This window comes from Gilliamella sp. CG22 (genome assembly GCF_046635725.1).
GTDB lineage: Bacteria > Pseudomonadota > Gammaproteobacteria > Enterobacterales > Orbaceae > Gilliamella > Gilliamella apicola_I.
The window spans coordinates 237,936-258,646 of sequence record NZ_JBIDFK010000003.1 but is presented as its reverse complement, the minus strand read 5'-3'; the positions used below and the strand labels follow the sequence as shown (position 1 = coordinate 258,646).

The 20,711-nt window shown below is 36.5% G+C and carries 19 protein-coding genes; 11 read left to right on the top strand and 8 right to left on the bottom strand.

Annotated features, from left to right (window positions below):
- Positions 1-38 precede the first annotated feature (38 nt).
- The 6 genes from tsf (at position 39) to ispC (ending at position 5,657) form a co-directional block, all read left to right on the top strand.
- The gene (gene tsf / locus ACGH46_RS04485; RefSeq protein ID WP_411604352.1) at positions 39-899 is read left to right on the top strand and encodes a translation elongation factor Ts; all 861 of its coding nucleotides are present in this window, start codon (positions 39-41) and stop codon (positions 897-899) included.
- Between the two features lie 120 nt (positions 900-1,019).
- Positions 1,020-1,754, top strand: a complete 735-nt coding sequence (pyrH, locus tag ACGH46_RS04480; protein ID WP_065633747.1) for a UMP kinase — start codon at positions 1,020-1,022, stop codon at positions 1,752-1,754.
- 29 nt (positions 1,755-1,783) lie between these two features.
- A complete protein-coding gene (gene frr / locus ACGH46_RS04475) occupies positions 1,784-2,341 on the top strand; it encodes a ribosome recycling factor (RefSeq protein ID WP_065558475.1) in 558 nt (185 codons plus the stop codon).
- A 650-nt stretch (positions 2,342-2,991) separates the two neighbouring features.
- A complete protein-coding gene (deoC, locus tag ACGH46_RS04470) occupies positions 2,992-3,657 on the top strand; it encodes a deoxyribose-phosphate aldolase (protein WP_220216240.1) in 666 nt (221 codons plus the stop codon).
- Positions 3,658-3,711: 54 nt separating this feature from the next.
- Positions 3,712-4,473 (top strand): DNA-binding transcriptional repressor DeoR, encoded by a 762-nt coding sequence (gene deoR, locus ACGH46_RS04465; RefSeq protein WP_267350177.1) that lies wholly within the window; start codon positions 3,712-3,714, stop codon positions 4,471-4,473.
- Between the two features lie 2 nt (positions 4,474-4,475).
- Complete coding sequence (gene ispC, locus ACGH46_RS04460; protein WP_411604351.1) at positions 4,476-5,657, top strand: 1-deoxy-D-xylulose-5-phosphate reductoisomerase; 1,182 nt, start codon at positions 4,476-4,478, stop codon at positions 5,655-5,657.
- Here the strand turns inward: ispC and ACGH46_RS04455 are convergent.
- Together ACGH46_RS04455 and ACGH46_RS04450 are read right to left on the bottom strand one after the other, a co-directional pair.
- Positions 5,654-6,205, bottom strand: a complete 552-nt coding sequence (locus ACGH46_RS04455) for a sugar O-acetyltransferase (protein ID WP_411604348.1) — start codon at positions 6,203-6,205, stop codon at positions 5,654-5,656. The genes ispC and ACGH46_RS04455 overlap by 4 nt on opposite strands.
- Positions 6,206-6,209: 4 nt before the next feature.
- Positions 6,210-7,169, bottom strand: a complete 960-nt coding sequence (locus tag ACGH46_RS04450; protein WP_220216244.1) for an aminoimidazole riboside kinase — start codon at positions 7,167-7,169, stop codon at positions 6,210-6,212.
- A gap of 284 nt (positions 7,170-7,453) precedes the next feature.
- Between ACGH46_RS04450 and ACGH46_RS04445 the strand changes: the two genes are divergently transcribed.
- A complete protein-coding gene (locus ACGH46_RS04445; RefSeq protein ID WP_411604345.1) occupies positions 7,454-8,923 on the top strand; it encodes a glycoside hydrolase family 32 protein in 1,470 nt (489 codons plus the stop codon).
- Between the two features lie 45 nt (positions 8,924-8,968).
- On the opposite strand, the gene ACGH46_RS04440 is transcribed toward ACGH46_RS04445, so the two are convergent.
- Positions 8,969-9,973, bottom strand: coding sequence for a LacI family DNA-binding transcriptional regulator (locus tag ACGH46_RS04440; protein WP_411589528.1), 1,005 nt, complete (start codon positions 9,971-9,973; stop codon positions 8,969-8,971).
- A gap of 200 nt (positions 9,974-10,173) precedes the next feature.
- On the opposite strand from ACGH46_RS04440, the gene ACGH46_RS04435 reads away from it, so the two are divergent.
- Both ACGH46_RS04435 and cysE read left to right on the top strand, forming a co-directional pair.
- Positions 10,174-11,442, top strand: a complete 1,269-nt coding sequence (locus ACGH46_RS04435; protein ID WP_411589529.1) for an oligosaccharide MFS transporter — start codon at positions 10,174-10,176, stop codon at positions 11,440-11,442.
- Positions 11,443-11,610: 168 nt separating this feature from the next.
- A complete protein-coding gene (gene cysE, locus ACGH46_RS04430) occupies positions 11,611-12,423 on the top strand; it encodes a serine O-acetyltransferase (protein ID WP_411589693.1) in 813 nt (270 codons plus the stop codon).
- Positions 12,424-12,441: 18 nt separating this feature from the next.
- On the opposite strand, the gene ACGH46_RS04425 is transcribed toward cysE, so the two are convergent.
- The 5 genes from ACGH46_RS04425 to recN are packed head-to-tail and all read right to left on the bottom strand — an operon-like array spanning position 12,442 to position 17,305.
- Positions 12,442-13,278: a mechanosensitive ion channel domain-containing protein gene (locus ACGH46_RS04425; protein ID WP_267350191.1), complete on the bottom strand. Its 837-nt coding sequence runs from the start codon at positions 13,276-13,278 to the stop codon at positions 12,442-12,444.
- A 54-nt stretch (positions 13,279-13,332) separates the two neighbouring features.
- Positions 13,333-13,926 (bottom strand): nucleoid occlusion factor SlmA, encoded by a 594-nt coding sequence (gene slmA, locus ACGH46_RS04420; protein ID WP_065558483.1) that lies wholly within the window; start codon positions 13,924-13,926, stop codon positions 13,333-13,335.
- Positions 13,923-14,381: a dUTP diphosphatase gene (gene dut / locus ACGH46_RS04415; RefSeq protein ID WP_065558484.1), complete on the bottom strand. Its 459-nt coding sequence runs from the start codon at positions 14,379-14,381 to the stop codon at positions 13,923-13,925. The genes slmA and dut overlap by 4 nt, the downstream gene beginning before the upstream one ends.
- Positions 14,365-15,594: a bifunctional phosphopantothenoylcysteine decarboxylase/phosphopantothenate--cysteine ligase CoaBC gene (gene coaBC, locus ACGH46_RS04410; protein ID WP_411604402.1), complete on the bottom strand. Its 1,230-nt coding sequence runs from the start codon at positions 15,592-15,594 to the stop codon at positions 14,365-14,367. Before coaBC ends, dut begins: the two co-directional genes overlap by 17 nt.
- Positions 15,595-15,643: 49 nt before the next feature.
- Positions 15,644-17,305: a DNA repair protein RecN gene (gene recN, locus ACGH46_RS04405; protein ID WP_411599264.1), complete on the bottom strand. Its 1,662-nt coding sequence runs from the start codon at positions 17,303-17,305 to the stop codon at positions 15,644-15,646.
- Between the two features lie 345 nt (positions 17,306-17,650).
- On the opposite strand from recN, the gene ACGH46_RS04400 reads away from it, so the two are divergent.
- Both ACGH46_RS04400 and metE read left to right on the top strand, forming a co-directional pair.
- Entirely contained in the window at positions 17,651-18,202 is a 552-nt protein-coding gene (locus tag ACGH46_RS04400) for a YagU family protein (RefSeq protein ID WP_065558486.1), read from the top strand.
- A 180-nt stretch (positions 18,203-18,382) separates the two neighbouring features.
- On the top strand, positions 18,383-20,656 hold the full coding sequence (gene metE, locus ACGH46_RS04395; protein WP_411604342.1) for a 5-methyltetrahydropteroyltriglutamate--homocysteine S-methyltransferase: 2,274 nt from the start codon (positions 18,383-18,385) through the stop codon (positions 20,654-20,656).
- Positions 20,657-20,711: the final 55 nt, after the last annotated feature.

The window sequence follows — 20,711 nt, the reverse complement described above, 5'->3', positions numbered from 1 at the left end:
ATGAAAATCATCACAATGGTTAAATAGAGGATTTAAAAATGGCTGAAGTTACCGCTTCTATGGTAAAAGAACTGCGTGAAAGAACTGGCGCAGGTATGATGGAATGTAAAAAAGCATTAGTTGAAGCAAATGGTGATATCGAAGTTGCTATCGACAATATGCGTAAATCAGGTCAAGCAAAAGCGGCTAAAAAAGCAGGTCGTGTAGCGGCTGAAGGTGTGATTATTTCTAAGATTTCTGCGGATAAAAAATCGGGTGTAATTTTAGAAATCAACTGCGAAACAGACTTTGTTGCTAAAGATGCAGGTTTCTTAGAGTTTAGCGAAAAAGTTGCTACTGCAGCATTGAACGATAACATGACTGATCTTGCTGCGTTACAAGCAAAATTTGAAGAAGAACGTACAGCACTAGTTGCAAAAATCGGCGAAAACATCGGTATTCGTCGTATTCAACAAATTTCAGGTGATGTAGTTGGTAGTTACCAACATGGTGCACGTATCGGTGTATTAGTTGCTGCAAACAGTGGTTGTGATGAAGAATTAGTTAAACATATTGCAATGCACATTGCTGCAAGCAAACCAGAATATGTTAGCCCAAGCGATGTTCCAGCTGATGTTGTTGAACATGAGCGCAATATTCAAATCGAAATTGCAATGCAATCAGGTAAACCACGTGAAATCGCTGAAAAAATGGTTGAAGGCCGTATGCGTAAATTTACTGGTGAAGTTTCACTTACTGGTCAACCATTTGTTATGGATCCAAGTAAGACTGTTGGTGATTTACTGGCTGAGAAAAAAGCGACTGTTGCTTCTTTCATCCGTTTTGAAGTGGGTGAAGGCATTGAAAAAGTGGAAGTTGATTTTGCAGCCGAAGTTGCTGCGATGTCGAAACAATCTTAATTGTTTCGTAAAAAACCGCCGTCAAGGCGGTTTTGTTTATCTACAAATTTTTTTAAATTATTGCTAGCTAGCCATTTTTAGCTTGTCAGGTAATTAAATAACGAAATAGTGAGACTTCATATGGTAACCCCTTTCTATAAACGTATTCTTCTTAAACTCAGTGGTGAAGCACTACAAGGCGATGAAGGTTTTGGTATTGATCCCACCGTTCTTGACCGCATGGCGCAAGAAATTAAAGAACTTATTGAAATGAATGTTCAAGTTGCTGTTGTTATTGGGGGCGGTAATCTATTTCGTGGAGCTGGTCTTGCAAAAGCCGGTATGAATCGTGTTGTTGGCGATCATATGGGGATGCTAGCAACAGTAATGAATGGTCTTGCAATGCGTGATGCGTTGCATCGAATTGAGGTTAATGCGCGTTTAATGTCAGCTATTCCACTTAATGGAGTATGTGACGATTACCGCTGGACAGAAGCAATTAGCTTGCTTCGTCATGGTAAAGTGGTTATTCTTTCAGCAGGAACAGGTAATCCTTTTTTTACAACTGACTCAGCAGCGTGTTTACGTGGTATCGAAATTGAAGCAGATGTGGTGTTAAAAGCAACAAAAGTTGATGGTGTTTATTCGGCCGATCCTGTTAAAGATCCAAATGCAACACTTTATAAAACATTAAATTATGAAAAAGTGCTTGATGATGAATTAAAAGTAATGGATTTAGCTGCGTTTACGTTAGCACGTGATCATAACCTGCCGATTTGTGTCTTTAACATGAATAAACCAGGTGCATTACGTCGAGTGATTTTAGGTGAACCCGAAGGGACATTAATTAATAATCAGGCAACAGTAAGCTGTTAGTCTTATTTATTCAATATAAGGTTTTTATTATGCTAAATGAGATTCAAAAAGAAGCGCAAGTGCGCATGGAAAAAAGTATAGATGCGTTTCAAACTCATATTTCTAAGATTAGAACAGGACGGGCATCGCCAAACTTATTAGACGGTATTATGGTTGAATACTATGGTAGCCCAACGCCGCTTCGTCAATTAGCAAATGTGGTGGCTGAAGATGCAAGAACATTGGCTATCACCGTATTTGATAAATCATTAACACCAATGATTGAAAAAGCAATTTTATCTTCTGATTTAGGGCTCAATCCAGCGTCGGCAGGTACGGTTATTCGAGTACCATTGCCACCACTAACAGAAGAACGTCGTCGTGATTTAACGAAAATTGTTCGTAACGAAGCAGAACAAGGTCGTGTGTCAATTCGTAATATTCGTCGTGATGCGAATGATCAAGTCAAAGCATTATTAAAAGATAAGCAAATATCAGAAGATGATGAACGTAAATCACAAGATTTTATTCAAAAAGCAACTGACGCAGCCATTAAAAAATTAGATGCTGTACTTGTTGACAAAGAAAAAGAGTTAATGGAATTTTAATTCTTTGTTTGAAAAGCTTAGTTGATTTAACTAGGCTTTTTTCATTTTATTTATATCATTAGCTTTTAAAGTTTTGATTTGCATTTAGTGAATAATGCTTAAATATTCTAAATCAATGGGTAATGTTAGAGTGCGCATTACTTACCCAATTTCTTACCTATCCTATCAACTTGTTAAAAATTAGTGTTACTACGCCTGTTAAATTTTTTAGGCAATAAAATTGCATTCATTGTATTAGACGGCAATCGGGCAGTATCCAGATTTGTATTATGAGCAATTTGTTAATTATTGTTCTGGTCAGTTTGAAAACAAAGCAATTACTGCTGATGAACTTTACTTTAAGATTATTAACCTGTTGGAAACTACTGAAGTGTTAACCAAGTATTTTTATTGCTAACAAAATATTGGAATGCATTTGAAAAATACCTGTCAATAATGATATGGAGAAATCACGATTCATTAAAGCTGGGTCTTTATTAAATAATTTTTCTGTTTAAATTGTCTGTAGTTAGCACAGAGTTTTGTTTTTAATTATCATAATTTAAGTATATAATGTTAGGATAATAACATCTATAGTCATATAATGTTATTATCCTAACATTACTAACAATATTTACTAGATATCATTAACAATAATTAAAGGACATTTTATGGGTTATGCAAAGTATATTGATCATACTTTACTCGCAATGAATGCGACTGAAGATCAAATACGTAAATTATGCGAAGAAGCTAAGCAGTACCATTTTTATTCTGTATGTGTTAATTCAGGTTATGTTCCTTTAGTCGCTAGCTTATTAAAAGGTAGTGATGTAAAGGTTTGTTCGGTTGTTGGTTTTCCGCTTGGTGCGATGTTAACATCGGCTAAAGCATTTGAAACCGAAATGGCTGTCAAATCAGGTGCTGAAGAAATCGATATGGTTATCAATGTCGGTTGGCTAAAAAGCAATGATTGGGAAGCAGTGAAAAAGGATATTGAAGCTGTTTTTAAAGCATGCGGTGCAGTTCCGTTAAAAGTCATTTTAGAAACTTGCTTGTTAACTAAAGAAGAAATTGTGAAAGTTTGTGCTATTTGCAAGGAAATTGGTGTTGCTTTTGTAAAAACATCGACTGGTTTTAGTGTATCTGGTGCGACGGTTGAAGATGTAAAATTGATGCGTGAAACAGTCGGTGATAAAATGGGTGTTAAAGCATCAGGTGGCATTAGAGATCGTCAAACGGCTGAAAAAATGGTTTATGCTGGTGCAAATCGATTAGGCGCTAGCGCGGGTATTGCGATTGTATCAGGCGATAAAACTTCCTCTAGCGGTTATTAATTCATCCTTCATAAGCTACTGATACAGTAGCTTATGGCTATAGATGGAATAGCAATGGAAACACAACCCAAAAAAAGAGTCAATGCACTTATTGAACATTTAAAAATAATCGATAAAATTCATTTAAAACAAGCAGCACAAATGCTTGGTGTTTCTGAAATGACAATTCGTCGTGATCTTAATAATCACTCCTCATGTTTGGCTGTTTTAGGCGGTTATGTGGTTAATCAGGCACGTCATACCATATCGCAATATTTTGTGTCTGATCAGCAAGATAAGCAAGTAATTGAAAAACGTTATATTGGTAAGTTGGTTAGTCAATTTGTTGATGAAAACGATACAATTTTTTTTGATTGTGGTACGACTATGCAATTTATCATTGATGAAATTAGTGATGATATTTCTTTCACTGCCATCTGCTACTCGCTCAATTCCTTTCTGGCATTACAAAAAAAGCCAAAGTGTAAAATCATTTTATGTGGTGGGCATTATCAACTTAATAATGCAATTTTTACCAGTATTTGTTCAAATAATCAGCTCGATGTTATTTGTCCAAATAAAGCCTTTATTTCGGCAGCGGGTATCGATCTAACTCAAGGTACCACTTGTTACCATTTTGATGAGTTAAATATGAAACATAAAGCCATGAAAAAATCTAATCAAAATATATTAATTGTCGATCACACTAAGTTTAACCAAGTTAAGCCAGCTTTTATTTGTAACCTTGATGAATTTAATTTGGTAATGACAGACAAAGTACCTGATTTAGAATATGTTTCATATTTTAAAGAAAATAACATTGGTTTAATTTATTAATTATGAAAAACATCGCAATTTTAGGTTCAACAGGATCAATAGGCTGTAGCACTTTGGCGGTCATTCGGCAAAATCCAACATTATTTAACGCTTATGTGCTAGTGGGTGGCAGTAATGTAAAAAAAATGACTGAACAATGCCAAGAATTTAAACCCCATTATGTGGCAATGGCAAGTGAACAAGCTGCACAACAGCTTAAAGCAAATCTTGTTGATCTAAAATTGGATATTGAAGTATTAAGTGGTGAACAAGCTATTTGTGATTTAGCACAGTTGCCCGAAGTTCACCAAGTCATGGCTGCCATTGTGGGCGCAGCAGGATTAAAACCGACGCTTGCTGCAATTGAAAAAGGAAAACGTATTTTACTGGCTAACAAAGAGTCTTTGGTTACTTGTGGACATCTGTTTATGCAAGCCGTAAAGCGATATGGCGCTGAACTGTTACCGGTTGATAGTGAACATAATGCGATTTTTCAAAGTCTGCCTACCGCCGTTCAGCATGATCTCGGGTTTGCTAATTTGGTTGATCATGGTGTGACCAAAATCGTGTTAACCGGCTCTGGGGGGCCTTTTCGAGATTGGGCAGTCAATCAATTATCTTCGGTGTCACCTGCACAAGCGATTGCTCATCCTAATTGGTCAATGGGAAAAAAGATTTCCGTTGATTCCGCTACGATGATGAATAAAGGTTTAGAATATATTGAAGCACGTTGGTTATTTAATGCCAGTGCCGAGCAAATGGAAATCATTGTCCATCCACAATCAATTATTCATTCAATGGTTCGTTATCAAGATGGCAGTGTTATTGCTCAATTAGGTGTGCCTGATATGCGGACACCGATCGCTTATTCTATGTCTTATCCATTACGTATCACATCTGGTGTGCCTGATTTAGATTTTACTCAGATGTCATCACTGACGTTTAATACACCTGATTTTAATCGTTATCCTTGCTTAAAATTAGCCATTGAGGCTTCTTGTCGAGGGCAAGCTGCAACCACGACCCTTAATGCGGCCAACGAAGTGGCGGTTGAAGCATTTTTGCAAAATAAAATTGGTTTTATGGATATTGCCAAACACGTATCGGCAACATTAGATAAACTTGTTTTACCTGAACCAACTACTATTGAGGACGTTGTGGCAATCGATACTTGGGCTAGAGCACAGTCAGTCAAGGTGAATTAAAGCGTTTTATACTCTCGACAGGGTGCGCCCATGGCGACCACATTTGAAGGGATATCACGATCAACAATGCTTCCGGCTGCGATAACGGTATTATCACCGATAGTTACATTTGGCAGTATAATTACATTACCGCCAATCCAAACGTTGTGACCAATAGTAATTGGTTTTGCAAACTCAAGACCACGGCATCGTGTTTGGCTATCCAGTGGATGCCCTGAAGTGTAAAAGCCGCAATTAGGTGCAACAAGCACATTATCACCAAATGTAATTTTAGCCGCATCAAGCATGATGCAATTAAAATTGGCGAAAAAGTTTTCACCAATTTCAATATTATAACCGTAATCACATTGGAATCCCGGCATTATCGTAAACTGCTCTCCTGTTTTTCCCAGTAGCGTTTGAAACAGCTGATATCGCTGTTTTTCGGCAAGAGGAGATAATTGATTGAGTTGAAAGCAGAGATCTTGAGCGTAAAGCCGATCGTTAGCCAGTAAATGGATACTAGGATCATACAATAACCCAGCTAACATTTTTTCTTTTTCTGTCATTGAATTACGCCATTTGTTTAGCGGTTAATGCGGGATTATCGCTAATAAATGATTGTAAAAATGCGCTGTCCGGAAGTGCCGTTAAAGCTCCTTTTTGAGTTGTGGCTAAAGCACCACAGGCACTGGCAATGGTCATCATACTTTCAAGCATGAGTTTATCTTCTGGCATTCCTGATGACGCTATGCTACTTAACAAACCTGCGACAAAAGCATCGCCAGCTCCGGTTGTGTCAACACTATTCACATGGTAGGAATCAAACGAAAAGGTTTTACCTTGCCATACGACAATACTGCCATCTCGACCTTTGGTCACCAATTTTAGTGGAGCATTATAGTGCTGCTGAAGTTTATTTAATGCTTCATGCCAATCTTGACTTTCTGTCAACCAAAACAGTTCTTCATCAGACAGTTTAAGAATATCTGCATCGTGACAAAACTGCGTAATAATGGTGCGCATTTCGTCTTTATCTTTCCACATTTGCTCCCGTAAATTAATGTCAAAACTAATTAACCCCTGTTTAGCGGTCAGATCTTCAATAGCGGTTTTAAGTGTTTGTCGACAAGTTTGTCCAACTAATGCCAAAGAACAAAAATGTAAAATGTCTTGATTAAAATGGGGTATTGCTTGTTTTGAAAGGAATTGATCGGCTGACGGTGAGACTAAAAAAGTAAAGCTGCGTTCGCCGTTTTTACCTAAATCGACAACGACAGTACTGGTTCGATGAAGATCATCTTTTTCAAGGCTTTGGCAGTCAACATGATATTCTTTGAATGTTTTTTCCATAAAGTGACCAAACGGATCATTACCGACACGGCCGATAAACGCCGAAGGAAGACCTAACTTAGCCACGCCAATAGCAACATTTGCAGGTGCACCCCCTGCACAAGCTTGATAATTCATTTCGCCAAATGGCAATAAATCAATAACCGCATCGCCAAGAGACCAGACTTTAGTATTATTCATTTGATTACTCGATAAAATATATGGTTAATAGGGTTTAAGGTCTGTAAATAGGTTGACGATATTTCTTATTGATATCGTCTGCTACATACAGATTAAACCAAGTTTAATAATTAGTCATTCGCCATAGACTAAATCATTTCAAAAAAAATTCATTGTTAACGTTAAAAATGTGTGACTTTCATCACATATTTTATCGCTTAATTTATCTATAGTTAACGTTAACAATTAAATTAATATACCATATAATCAGATAAATCTGATATCGGATGAACAAAGGGGATTTTATGTCTACTGCTATTGATAAAGCAAATCAAGCTGTTTTGCAATTAGAAACGACCATGAATAAACAGTATTACCCACATTTTCATTTAGCACCACAATCGGGATGGATGAACGATCCAAATGGTTTGATTTACTTTAAAGGGCAGTATCATGCCTTTTATCAACATCATCCTTATGATGAAAACTGGGGACCGATGCATTGGGGGCACGCTGTTAGTGATGATTTAGTGACATGGCGAAGATTACCCATAGCCATTGCACCCGATCAAGAGTTTGATAAAAGTGGCTGTTTTTCCGGTTCGGCAGTCGAAAAAGATGGCGAATTATATTTAATTTATACGGGGCATATTTGGTTAAATGGTCAAGGTAACGATGAGCAAATTCGGCAAACCCAATGCCTTGCTATCAGTAAAGACGGTATTCATTTTGAAAAACAAGGAACGATTTTAACGCCAGAAGATGGCATCATGCATTTTCGCGATCCGAAGGTTTGGCAACAAGATGGGATATGGTGGATGGTTGTCGGCCAGCGAGATCGCAACGATGTGGGCAAAGTTTTACTGTATCGCTCACAAGATCTTAAAAAATGGCAATTTGATCATGTTGTGATAAGTGATATCGATCCTGATGTTTATATGCTTGAATGCCCTGATTTTTTTCCGTTAGGTGACAAATGGATTTTAATGTTTTCTCCGCAAGGTATGAAAGCTAAAGGTTACCAGTATCGTAATCGGTTTCAATCAGGTTATATTGTTGGTGATTGGCAACCAGGACAAAAATTTTCTGTTATTAAACCTTTTCAAGAAATGGATTTTGGTCATGATTTTTATGCCCCTCAATCGTTTCTTGCAGCAGATGGACGTCGAATTATTTTTGCTTGGATGGATATGTGGGAATCAGTCATGCCGAGCAAAAAAGATAAATGGATGGGGGCATTTACTTTACCCCGTGAATTGATCTTAGATGCAGACAATAATGTTCGCAACAGACCGATTAAAGAACTTGAAGTATTACGTGAAAAACCTCAATCATTAACCAATATATTGTTGAGTAGTGAATTGAAAAATACGTCGATTGAATCAATTAGTTGTGAACTTAATGTCGAAATTGATCTCTCTGAAAGTAATGCAGAACGTTTTGGCTTGCAACTGGCAGCAACTGAAGATGGTAAACAAGCAACGTTGTTATTTATTGATTTACAATCTAATCGCATTGTACTTGATAGAAGTCTTTCTGGTTTAGAGCTTAAAGGTTACCGTAGTGTACCATTACCAAAAACCGATAAGTTAAGCTTACATATTTATGTTGATGCATCATCCGTAGAAGTTTTTGTGAATAAGGATTTATATAGCTTGTCTAGCCGTATTTACCCTAAATTACCTGCGACAAGAAAGGTGAATTTATTTGCAGAAAATGGGCAGGCTAAAATCATTAAATTAGAAAGCTGGCAATTAAAATCAATCTATCAATAATGAGTCATTAACCCACCATCTCGTCTGGTGGGTTTGTCACTGTGTCTATAAAGATTGGCGTTGTAAAAATGCTGATGCAACTTGTGTTACCGTTTTTTGGGTTTGACCTGTGATGATATGTAAAGCTGCTTGTTCGCCTATTTCATAATGGGGAAGCTGTACTGTTGTTAAAGGGGGATAAAAAAGCTCGCCAGTACCCACCATATTATCATAGCCTAAAATAGCAACATCGTTAGGAATATGGAAACCATTACTTAGTAAATATTGATAAGCAACAAAAGCGATCCGATCATTACCACAAATTAATACATCAAATTCAGGTTTTCTAGCACAGTGTTGTTTTAATATTTCAACTGTCATCATATATTCTTGCGCAAGATTACCTTGAGATGTGGATGTATGATAACTAATTAGGTCATCTAAATTTTTACCTGCATCAAGCCAAGCTTGTTCTGCTGCCTGACGTCTAATGCTACCGGCTAAAGTATGTTCGGATAAATAGATACAAAGCGGTTTTTGATAACCTTTATTAATGACTTGCTGCATTGCTTGGTATTGACCAGAGTAGTCATCAGGAATATAACAAGCTAATTGTTCGGAATCACTAATACAGTTGGCGAGCACCACATTTTTACCAAGTAATCTTTCAGGAAGCTCAACTTTTCTTAGTCCCATGGTGGTGTAAATAATGCCATTAGGGCGATAAGACAATAGCGTGTTAATGGCATGATTCGCATCTTTATCGTCAAATAAATTGACAATAAACGTATTCCAGCCATGTTGCTGGGCTGTTCGTTCAATAGCTTGTAGCAGTTCAACTGAAAACGGTGTCGTGGCGGTTTCTAATGCTAAGACACCGATAGCATGTGGACCAGAATGATCACCACGTATTTTTCGTGCAGATAAATCGGGAACATAATTGAGTTGTTCAATTGCTTTTTTTACCCGTTTATATGTTTCTTTATTTAATTTTTCAGGATTATTGATTGCACGCGAAACAGTCATCAATGAAACCGATGCTAACTTTGCGACATCCTTAAGTGAAGCCATAGTTAAATCCTTTTGCTCAGCATTAAAAGGTTAATAATTAGTAATTACTTAATGTGATGATACCACAAATAAAAATGATAAAAAGTGTGAGGAATGTAACATTTATGATATCTGATTCTATCTATTTAGTTTCATTTATGACAATAATGTTAACATTAACATGTTAACGTTAAACTTCCATAATATAAGAGTACTAAAATATGAAAACGATAGAAACGGTAGAAAATAAAAATTATTGGTTCTCATCAGGTTATCTTATAACCTTTTATGCAGCATGGTCTCTTTGGTGGTCTTTTTACGCCATATGGCTTAAAAGTACAATTGGATTATCTGGCGAGCAGTTAGGAATTGTTTACGCAGCCAACTCTGCCGCCGCTATGTTTTTTATGATCTTTTATGGCATTATTCAAGATAAATTACAAATCGGTAAAGCAGTTATTACGTTTCAAAGTATTATGATGTTGCTGATTGGTCCATTTATGATTTATGTCTATGAACCCTTATTAAAACACGATTTTATTCTTGGTGCTTGCATTGGTGCGCCGGTATTAAGCGCTGGGTTTATCTCTGGATGTGCTTTAGTTGATTCTTTTATTGAGCGAATAAGTCGATTATTTGGTTTTGAATTTGGTCCTGCTCGTTTTTGGGGATCATTTGGTTATGCCGCAGCAACCTTTGTTGCCGGTATTTTATTTGGTATAAACCCGCATATTAACTTTTGGATGGCATCGGCTGTTGCCGCAATCTTTTTTACCATTAATATCCTATTTAAACCTAAACATTATTCGGAGTCCTCATCGGGAAATGATAAAAATCTTGTTGTTGAAAAAACATCAACTATTCCAACGATGAGTGAAATAGTGTCCTTATTTGGCATGAAAAAGTTTTGGTTATTTGTTTTCTTTATTATTGGAACCAATAGTTTTTATACCATTTACGATCAGCAATTATTTCCTAATTTCTATACCACTTTTTTTACTCAACAAGAATGGGGTTACAAAGTATATGGTTATTTGAACTCTTTCCAAGTTTTTTTAGAAGCTATCTGTATGATTTTAGCTCCATACATTATTTATAAAATTGGCGCTAAAAGAGCGTTATTAGTGGCGGCGTTAGTGATGATTTGCCGAATTGCATTATCAGCAACATTAGATAATGTATATTTAATTTCATTAGTGAAACTTTTTCATGCTATTGAAACCCCGTTATTTATTTTAGCCGTGTTTAAATATGTTGTTGCGAATTTTGATGAAAGATTGTCTTCGACATTATATTTAGTTGGCTTTAATATCTCATCAAATATTGGGGTTATTGTGCTTTCATGGTTAGTCGGAAAACTATTTGATACTACCGGATATTCAACCACATTTTATGCCCTTGCCGGTATTGTTCTATTGATTTTGGTCATTGCTATATTTACCTTGTGTGATGAAAAAAAAGCTAAGCTAGAATCTTCATTATCATCGTAAAAATCGTCAAAAATATGGAAACAGATTGTTTCCATTTTGCTATTTAAATGATGATAATAAAATACAACACTTGCTTACTTGATAAGTTTGCGAAACAATGTTGATTATTGTGATTAATATTTATAGGTCGTCATTGTGAACATTACGAAAAAAGTGGTTGAAGCAGATATGTTGTGGCATACCATTCGGCAAGAAGCTTCTCAATTAGTTGAAAGTGAGCCAATGTTAGCGAGTTATTTCCATGCAACTTTACTCAATCATAAAAACTTGGGTAGTGCATTAAGTTATATTTTAGCGAATAAACTTGTTACCCAAGTAATGCCGGCAATTGAAATTCGTGAAATTGCAAGGCAAGCTTATGAGGCAGATACCACGATTATTCAATCAGCTGTGACAGATATCTTAGCGGTTTATGTACGCGATCCAGCAACAAACTACTATTCGACCCCGTTACTTTATTACAAAGGCTTTTTATCGTTACAGGCTTATCGAATTGCCCATTGGCTTTGGAAACAAGATCGTAAGTCGCTGGCTATTTTTTTACAAAGTCAAATCGCCATTGTTTTTGGTGTTGATATTCATCCAGCAGCCCAAATTGGCTGTGGTGTAATGTTTGACCATGCAACCGGTATTGTAATTGGTGAAACGGTCGTTATTGAAAATGATGTATCGATTTTGCAATCTGTGACCTTAGGTGGTACAGGTAAAGAAAACGGTGATCGGCATCCTAAAATTCGTGAAGGGGTAATGATTGGGGCTCACTCTACGATATTAGGCAATATTGAAATCGGAAAAGGGGCAAAAATTGGTGCTGGTTCGGTCGTGTTAGAGCCTGTTCCTGAGCATACAACGGTTGCTGGTGTGCCAGCGAAAGTGGTTGGATGCCCTGATTGTGACAAACCAGCCTTAAATATGAATCAAGATATTTTATATGAAAAAGAGGTTGTTTCAATTTCCGTCGACGTTGATCGACGGAAGTAAAAGAAAACAACTCACTCATTAGTGGTTGGTGGTGACATTGACATCCATTGTTGGATAAGGAATATTAATATTATTCTCAGTTAATGCGTTTTTAATATTTTCGAGTAACTCTGCTTTTAAAGCGCCATAATTTTCGTTTAATGTCCAAACTAAAACATTAAAATTCATTGATGATGCATCAAGTACATCTAAACGAATAATTGGTTTTTTAGTGGTTAATATATTGCTGGTTTGATTAACCGCTTGATTAAGTACCTGATAAACTTTCTGGATATCGGAGTTATAACCAACATTAATCACTAGATCTAAACGTCTTTCAGGTAGACGACTATAATTAATAATATTGGCACTTACCACTTGCCCATTCGGGATGACAACCACTTCATTAGTCGGTGTGACAATTGAGGTTGAGAAAATTTGAATTGAATCAATTACTCCTCTTTGATTGTTAATCACCACTGTCTCGCCGACTTTAAACGGACGGAAAATGATCAAAATTACTCCGGCAGCGAAATTCGATAATGAACCTTGTAATGCTAAACCGACCGCTAAACCGGCAGCACCAATGACAGCAACAATTGATGCAGTTTGTACACCTAATTGCCCTAATACGGCAACTAATGTCATTATGATAATGGCGTAATAAGATAAAGCACTAACAAATTTTACAACGGTAGGATCAACTTGGCGAATGGTTAATATGCGTTTTAGCTGACGGCTAATGAACTTGGCAATAATTCGACCAATGATAAAAATGATAATAGCAAAGCAGAAATGAAGAATATAACCAATTACTACGCCGTCATATTTATCAATAAGTGAGACTATCTGCTTTAAAATATTTTCAAAATCCATATATTATCCTCAATAAAGATTATAGAGCAGTTAGTTAAAGATTATTTTATATGTTTAAATTAATTGTTTCGCTAATAATGCCCAACGTGTATCAAAATTGGTGGTTGGTAAATATTTAAAGCCGGAACGAGAATAGCGAACCATCATCCCTTCACAAAATGCTAATAATTGGCTGGATAAAATTCGCTCATCGGTGGTAAATGCAACGCCTTCACGAATTTTTCGTTCACGTAATACTTGCTTAATTTGAGTTTCAATTCGTTCAAATAGCTGACTAATACGTTCTTGAAGTTGCTCTTGTTCAAACATTAAGGCATGCCCAGTCATAATTCTGGTTAATCCGGGATTTTTTTCAGAAAAACCCAATATTAATGCAAGAATTAACTGTAAACGGACAAAGGTATTTAGCTCATCTTGCATAATGACATTAATGCGAGAAAGTAAAATATCTTCAATGTAGACAATTAAACTTTCAAACATTTTAGTTTTACTCGGAAAATGTCGATAAAGTGCAGCTTCTGATACACCAACACTTGCTGCTAACTTTGCTGTAGTAATGCGTTGGGTACCTTCATTAGATTCAAGCATGGTGGCTAAAGCTTGCAGTATATCTTCTTTCCTATTTTTATTTTTGCTGCTCACAATCATTTTTTACCCGAATGCCCAAATCCACCTTCGCCGCGTGCTGACGCTGTAAATTCATCAACAATATTAAATTCTGCTTGTATGACAGGAACAATAATTAACTGGGCAATGCGATCACCTGCTTCAATCACAAATGGAGTTTGACTACGGTTCCATACCGGTACAAATAACTGACCTTGGTAATCTGAATCAATGAGACCCACTAAATTACCAAGTACAATCCCATTTTTAGATCCTAACCCTGATCGAGGTAAAACTAATGCCGCTAAAGTCGGATCTGCAATATGCATGGATAAACCTGTTGGCGTTAAAATGGTTTCACCGGGTTTTATCTCGGTTGTTTTATCAAACATTGCTCGTAGATCAATGCCAGCCGATCCTTCGGTTGCATAGGTTGGAAGCGGAAAATCATTACCTAAACGTTTATCTAATATTTTAATATCAATTTTTCTTTTCATCATGACTCGCTTTATATCGTGTTATAACAACTTCAAGTAACTGTGTTGCTAATTGTTGTTTACTACTTAATGGTAATGTTTGTTCACCATTTTGCCAATAAAGTGTTAATGCATTTTGCTCAGAATTAAAGCCAATTTTTTTATCAGAAACATCATTAGCGCAAATCAAATCTAGGTTTTTAGCTGTTAATTTTTTTAAGGCATAATTTTTAACATTTTCGGTTTCAGCCGCAAAACCAACCACAAAAGGGCGCTGTTCTTTTAACGCTGCAATATGCGCAATAATGTCAGGATTTTTGACTAACTTAATCAATAATTCATTACTATTATCTGTCTTTTTAATTTTATTTTCGGCGATAGTTTCAGCTCGATAGTCGGCAACGGCGGCACACCCAATAAAAATAGTTGATTGTTTAGCAAATTTTAACGCTTCGTTATACATCTCATTTGCACTTTTTACATCAATTCGATTCACATTTTTGGGCGTATCTAAATTTACCGGACCACTTATTAGGGTTACCTTTGCACCCATATCAGCGGCAACTTTAGCAATAGCAAATCCCATCTTTCCTGAACTATAATTACTAATATATCGAACAGGATCTAACTCTTCAATCGTTGGGCCAGCCGTGATGGTTAGCGATATGCCTGATAATGCAGATGAAGTTGAAAAACAACGTTCAATTTGATCGACAATTGCTTGAGGTTCAACCATTCGTCCTGGGCCGTAATCACCGCAAGCTTGAAAACCATCGTCAGGGCCTAAAATGAATGTATTTCGGTTACTTAGTACAGATAGATTATGTTGGGTTGCTGCTGCTTTATACATCTGTTGATTCATGGCTGGTGCTAACGCAATATTTGCTGATGTTGCTAAACAAACCGTTGATAACAGGTCATCGGCAATGCCATTGGCTATTTTAGCAATAATATTCGCTGTTGCAGGGGCGATTAATACTAAATCCGCCCATTTTGCCAGTTCAATATGGCTCATAGAGAGTTCAGCAGAAGGATCAAATAAATCAGTTGAAACAGGATTACCTGAAACGGCTTGTAACGTCATTGTTGTGACAAAATGGCTAGCCGAGTCAGTGACGATTACTCTTACGTCCGCTCCCGCTTTTTTTAAATGGCGAACAAGATCTGGGCATTTATAAGCAGCTATGCCTCCTGTAATTCCTAATAAAATATGTTTACCAGAAAGATTCATGATCAAGTTTCCTTCACCTTCAAATCAAAATCACTATATTACCACAATTCATTTAGATAATAAGTAACTCTTTCGCATTGGCTAATGTTGCATCAGTAATTTTATCTCCGCCTAAAAGTCGGGCTAATTCATTTAAACGTCCATTATTGTCTAATTTTTGCATATCAGTTGATGTCTGTTTGCTGTTAGTTTGCTTACTGACAAAATAGTGTTGATTAGCTTGTCCCGCAACTTGTGGTAAGTGGGTAACAGTAATAACTTGGGTAGATTGTCCAAGCTGTCTTAATAATTGCCCAACTTTAGAAGCAGTAGGGCCGCTAATGCCCACATCGATTTCATCAAATATCAGTGCCGGTGTATCCATTTTTTGAGCTGTCAAAACCTGTATTGCTAGCGCAATACGTGATAATTCACCGCCAGATGCCACTTTGGCAAGGGGCAAGGCATGCTGTCCGACATTGGTCGTAACTAAAAAAGTAACTTGGTCGGCGCCGTCTTCATTTAAACGCGTTTCATCAAAGGTTATATCAATGCTAAATTGTCCATTAGGCATAGATAATTCATGCATAATAGCCGTGACTTTTTTGGCGAGTGCTTTACTGCTCGTCAAGCGTTTTTGATGTAATTTTTGGGCAAGTTCAAGTGCAAATTGATGATATTTGGTAATATCTGCCTTTAGTTGTTCACTTTGTTCATCTTGTTGATTAATCTGTTTGAATTCGGTAAGCAAATTCTGATGCAATTCAGGAAGTGCCTCTGGTGCAACATGGTGTTTACGGGCAAGCGCTATTTGCTTTGATAGCCGTTGTTCAAGTTGCATGACACGCGCTGGATCAAGCTCTAAACTTTCGCTGTAATGGCGCAGTTCATAACTGGCTTCTTTGATCTGGATAGTGGCTTCTTCCAGCATGTTAAACACGTTACTTAAATTTGGATCGAGTTCGGATAACTCCTGCACACTGTTTTTAACACTACCAAGTAGATTACTGACATTGTATTCATCAGCTTCATCTAAAAGCATCACCGATTGTTGGCTAAGCTGAATTAACTGTTCACTATTCGATAAACGTTTGTATTCTTCATCAATTTGTTGGTATTCCCCTTCAATAGGCGAAAATTCATTTAGCTCTTTAAGTTGATATTGTAATAACTGAACATGTGCTTCACGTTCTTGTCGTGATGCTTGATACTGTTCATAAGTCTGGCGTGCTACTTTCCATTGCTTATAAGCTTGCTGCATTTGATTGAGCAGTGATGGCTCATTCATATAATGATTGAGTAATAACTGCTGATATTCACCTCGTAAAAGACGTTGGGGTTCATGTTGTCCATGAATTTGGATTAACATTTGTCCTAAATCTTTGAGTTGGGATATGGGCACAGCACGACCATTAATAAAGGCTTTTGAACGTCCATCTTGATTGATAACTCGTCGTAATATACATTCATTACCTTCGTCTAGTTGATTTTCGGTTAGCCAAGAAAAGGCGGCTGGTGTGTCATCAAGTACAAAGCAGGCTGAAATATCGACACGTTCAGCACCTAAACGGATAGATGAAGCATCGGAACGATTGCCTAAACAGAGCCCTAAAGCATCGATCGCGATCGATTTCCCTGCTCCGGTTTCACCGGTTATAGCAGTCATCCCGGTTGTAAAGTCAACTAACAGGTGATCGACGATAGCAAAATTATTGATAGTAAGTTGAGTTATCATAAAAAATTAATCAGTAAGGCTAGTGATAATATGAGCAGTATAGCAACAAAAATACTGTAAATAAATACAGTTTAATGGTGTTTTGTGAGAAAACTCGTGTTTATTGATGATTTGAATATCCACTGTCATTTGTTTTTTATAAAAGTTAAATAACGAAAATCCCGTGAATTTACGATGAAATATGAAAAAATTGAATATTTTTCTTTGTAAAATGAGTTTTAGATCAAGTTTTACCAATTATTATAATAGATTTTCTTGTGAATTAATCTTATTATACCCTCTTTCAACCTAAATTATTATGCAATATAATTTGGAAAATTTTAACAATAATTAAGGACATTTAACATGTTTGGAAATAAAACAAATCGTCAAATTATTATTTGGACAACTCTGATTGGTGGATTCATTAGTGCGTTAGTTAAATGGGGCTCAGAAGTCAACATGCCTCCACGTGTACCCGGTGAAGTTTCTCCTCCTGCAGCACATATTGATGCATGGCTTGGTTGGTTAGGTATTAATTCTCACTCGCTTGATTATGCTTATCAAACGGCTATCGTTTCAGGTGCAGTGACACTTTATCACTGGCTATTTAGTTTTGCATTTGCTTTTGTCTATGTGTTTATTGCCTACTTTTGGAATAAAATCCGATTATGGTATGGTGCATTCTACGGCATTATCATTACCGTCACCATGCATGGCTTTTTAATTCCACTGCTTGGTTTCCGTCATCCTGCTTACGATCCAGAGGGTACAGTAGGTTGGTTATGGAATTTAAATGGTTATGAACTTTGGAGTGAATTTTTAGGACATATCTACTGGGGTGTGTCGATTGAAATTTGTATGATTGCCGTACTTGCTTATTTTTCAAGACCTATTCGTGGTGAATGGCGTAAATAGTCCATTTTTCTAAAAAATTAACTAAAATCCTTCTGACAATATAACGTTAGAGGGATTTTTTTTGATGTTTAGATATAGAAAAAAACTATATCAATCAATAAAAAACTAGAATTATTCAATAACAGTTTTTTTTGTTATCTTTTTTGTTACTTAAGAAATGTGATGAAAGGAAAACAAAAAATGAATACTGCTGTAATTGGATATCCTCGTGTTGGTAAACTTCGTGAACTTAAATTTGCTACCGAAGCTTATTTTAAAGGCAATAAAAGCCAGACTGAATTATTAAATGACGCTGAAGCATTACGTGCTGAGCATTTGCAACAACAAGCATCACATAACATTGCTTTTATCTCCTCAAATGATTTTTCGTTTTATGATGCAGTATTAGATACCGCTTGTTTACTCAATGTTATTCCAAAACGTTACCAAGATTTAAGTTTACCGGAATTGGATCGTTATTTTGCAATGGCACGGGGTTATCAAGGTGAAAAAGGTGATGTTCGTGCATTGGCAATGAAAAAGTGGTTTAACACCAACTATCACTACTTAGTACCTGAAATTGAAGATTCAGTACAGATTAAATTAGCTGGCACAAAGCCTTTTGATGAATATCAAGAAGCGAAAGCACTTGGTATACAAACTAAACCAGTTGTTATTGGTGCGTTAACATTTTTCAAACTTGCCCAGTATTTAGGAAATAAAAAACTGGTTGATTTTAAAGCTGATATTATTAAAGCTTATCAAGATATCATTCAAAAATTTACGACACTTGGCGCACAGTGGATTCAAATTGATGAACCAATTTTGGTGACTGATTTAAATAAAGATGATATTGCTTTATTTACTGAACTTTATCAGGCGATCTTATCGGTTAAAGGGACAACTAAAGTCGTGTTACAGACCTATTTTGGTGATGTTCGTGATTGCTACAAAGAATTGGTGGCGCTACCATTAGATGGTATTGGACTGGATTTTGTTGAAGGCAAGCAATCATTAGCATTACTTGAAAATCATGGATTCCCGTCTGATAAAGTGTTATTTGCTGGTGTGGTTAATGGTAAAAATATTTGGAAAAATAATTATCAAAAAACATTGGCATTAGTGACTAAAATTAAACAAAAAGCGGGTAAAGTGGTGATCAATACGTCATGTTCTTTACTCCATGTGCCTTACACATTGCAAAATGAAACAAAGTTAACGATTCAACAACGTGCTTATTTTGCTTTTGCCCAAGAAAAACTTCAAGAACTTGCTGAATTGGGGCTTTTAGTTAACGAGTCTCAACCTGAAAATCATGCAGCGTATAAAGCTAATCAAACGTTATTTACGCGTGAACGTGAAGGCGCCAATCAAGCAGTACGTCAGAAAGTCGCTGCATTAAAAGAATCCGATTTTACCCGTTTGCCAGCGTTTTCAGTTCGTGAAGCGACGCAGAAAAAAGCCTTCAATTTGCCACTTCTACCAACAACAACGATTGGTTCATTTCCACAAACTCCTGATGTTCGTTTAAATCGAGCAAAATTCAAAAAAGGTGAAATTTGTTTGAATGAATATACTGAGTTTAATAAGCAAAAAATTGCAGAATGCATTAAGCTCCAAGAAAAGATTGGTATTGATGTGTTAGTTCATGGTGAATTTGAACGTAATGATATGGTCGAGTATTTTGGCGAAAGTTTAAATGGTTTTGTCTTTACTGAAAAAGCATGGGTGCAATCATACGGTACTCGTTGTGTTAAACCACCTATTGTTTGGGGTGATATTTCACGCTCTAAACCCATTACCGTTGAGTATTCACAATACGCACAAAGCCTCACTGATAAACCTGTTAAAGGCATGTTAACTGGCCCAGTCACGATCCTTAACTGGTCGTTCCCTCGTGAAGATATTTCACAAAAAGAATCAGTCTTCCAAATTGGTTTAGCAATCAGTGATGAAGTGTTAGATCTTGAAGCGGCGGGTATTAAAGTTATCCAAATTGATGAGGCGGCGCTAAAAGAGAAATTACCACTACGTAAAGCGGATTGGAATAGTGAATATTTAGATTGGGCTATTCCAGCATTTAGATTAGTTCACAGCAAAGTACAAGCTGATACACAAATTCATACACATATGTGTTACAGCGAATTTGCGGACATCATCAAAGATATTGATGCAATGGATGCTGATGTGATTTCGTTTGAAGCTTCTCGTTCAAATCTGCAATTGATTGACGTACTTAAAGCTAATCACTTTAAAACAGAAGTTGGGCCAGGTGTTTATGATATCCATTCACCTCGTGTCCCACCGGTTGCCGAAATTAAAGCCACGATTGAGAAGTTACTGGCTAAAATTGAAAAGCAAAAATTATGGATTAATCCAGATTGTGGTTTAAAAACGCGTGGCGAAAAAGAAGTTGTTGAAAGCTTAGAACATTTAGTTCAAGCAACATTAGAAGTTCGAAAAACACTCAATTGATAAGCTTTTTTGACGCTAAATAACGTTGTTAAGCCTTATTATTCCGCCGCCGATT

Excerpts from the sequence above, each read along its gene's own strand:
- tsf (WP_411604352.1), top strand. The coding sequence starts at position 39 with ATGGCTGAAGTTACCGCTTCTATGGTAAAAGAACTGCGTGAAAGAACT.
- pyrH (WP_065633747.1), top strand. The coding sequence starts at position 1,020 with ATGGTAACCCCTTTCTATAAACGTATTCTTCTTAAACTCAGTGGTGAA.
- frr (WP_065558475.1), top strand. The coding sequence starts at position 1,784 with ATGCTAAATGAGATTCAAAAAGAAGCGCAAGTGCGCATGGAAAAAAGT.
- deoC (WP_220216240.1), top strand. The coding sequence starts at position 2,992 with ATGGGTTATGCAAAGTATATTGATCATACTTTACTCGCAATGAATGCG.
- deoR (WP_267350177.1), top strand. The coding sequence starts at position 3,712 with ATGGAAACACAACCCAAAAAAAGAGTCAATGCACTTATTGAACATTTA.
- ispC (WP_411604351.1), top strand. The coding sequence starts at position 4,476 with ATGAAAAACATCGCAATTTTAGGTTCAACAGGATCAATAGGCTGTAGC.
- ACGH46_RS04455 (WP_411604348.1), bottom strand. The coding sequence starts at position 6,205 with ATGACAGAAAAAGAAAAAATGTTAGCTGGGTTATTGTATGATCCTAGT.
- ACGH46_RS04450 (WP_220216244.1), bottom strand. The coding sequence starts at position 7,169 with ATGAATAATACTAAAGTCTGGTCTCTTGGCGATGCGGTTATTGATTTA.
- ACGH46_RS04445 (WP_411604345.1), top strand. The coding sequence starts at position 7,454 with ATGTCTACTGCTATTGATAAAGCAAATCAAGCTGTTTTGCAATTAGAA.
- ACGH46_RS04440 (WP_411589528.1), bottom strand. The coding sequence starts at position 9,973 with ATGGCTTCACTTAAGGATGTCGCAAAGTTAGCATCGGTTTCATTGATG.
- ACGH46_RS04435 (WP_411589529.1), top strand. The coding sequence starts at position 10,174 with ATGAAAACGATAGAAACGGTAGAAAATAAAAATTATTGGTTCTCATCA.
- cysE (WP_411589693.1), top strand. The coding sequence starts at position 11,611 with ATGTTGTGGCATACCATTCGGCAAGAAGCTTCTCAATTAGTTGAAAGT.
- ACGH46_RS04425 (WP_267350191.1), bottom strand. The coding sequence starts at position 13,278 with ATGGATTTTGAAAATATTTTAAAGCAGATAGTCTCACTTATTGATAAA.
- slmA (WP_065558483.1), bottom strand. The coding sequence starts at position 13,926 with ATGATTGTGAGCAGCAAAAATAAAAATAGGAAAGAAGATATACTGCAA.
- dut (WP_065558484.1), bottom strand. The coding sequence starts at position 14,381 with ATGAAAAGAAAAATTGATATTAAAATATTAGATAAACGTTTAGGTAAT.
- recN (WP_411599264.1), bottom strand. The coding sequence starts at position 17,305 with ATGATAACTCAACTTACTATCAATAATTTTGCTATCGTCGATCACCTG.
- ACGH46_RS04400 (WP_065558486.1), top strand. The coding sequence starts at position 17,651 with ATGTTTGGAAATAAAACAAATCGTCAAATTATTATTTGGACAACTCTG.
- metE (WP_411604342.1), top strand. The coding sequence starts at position 18,383 with ATGAATACTGCTGTAATTGGATATCCTCGTGTTGGTAAACTTCGTGAA.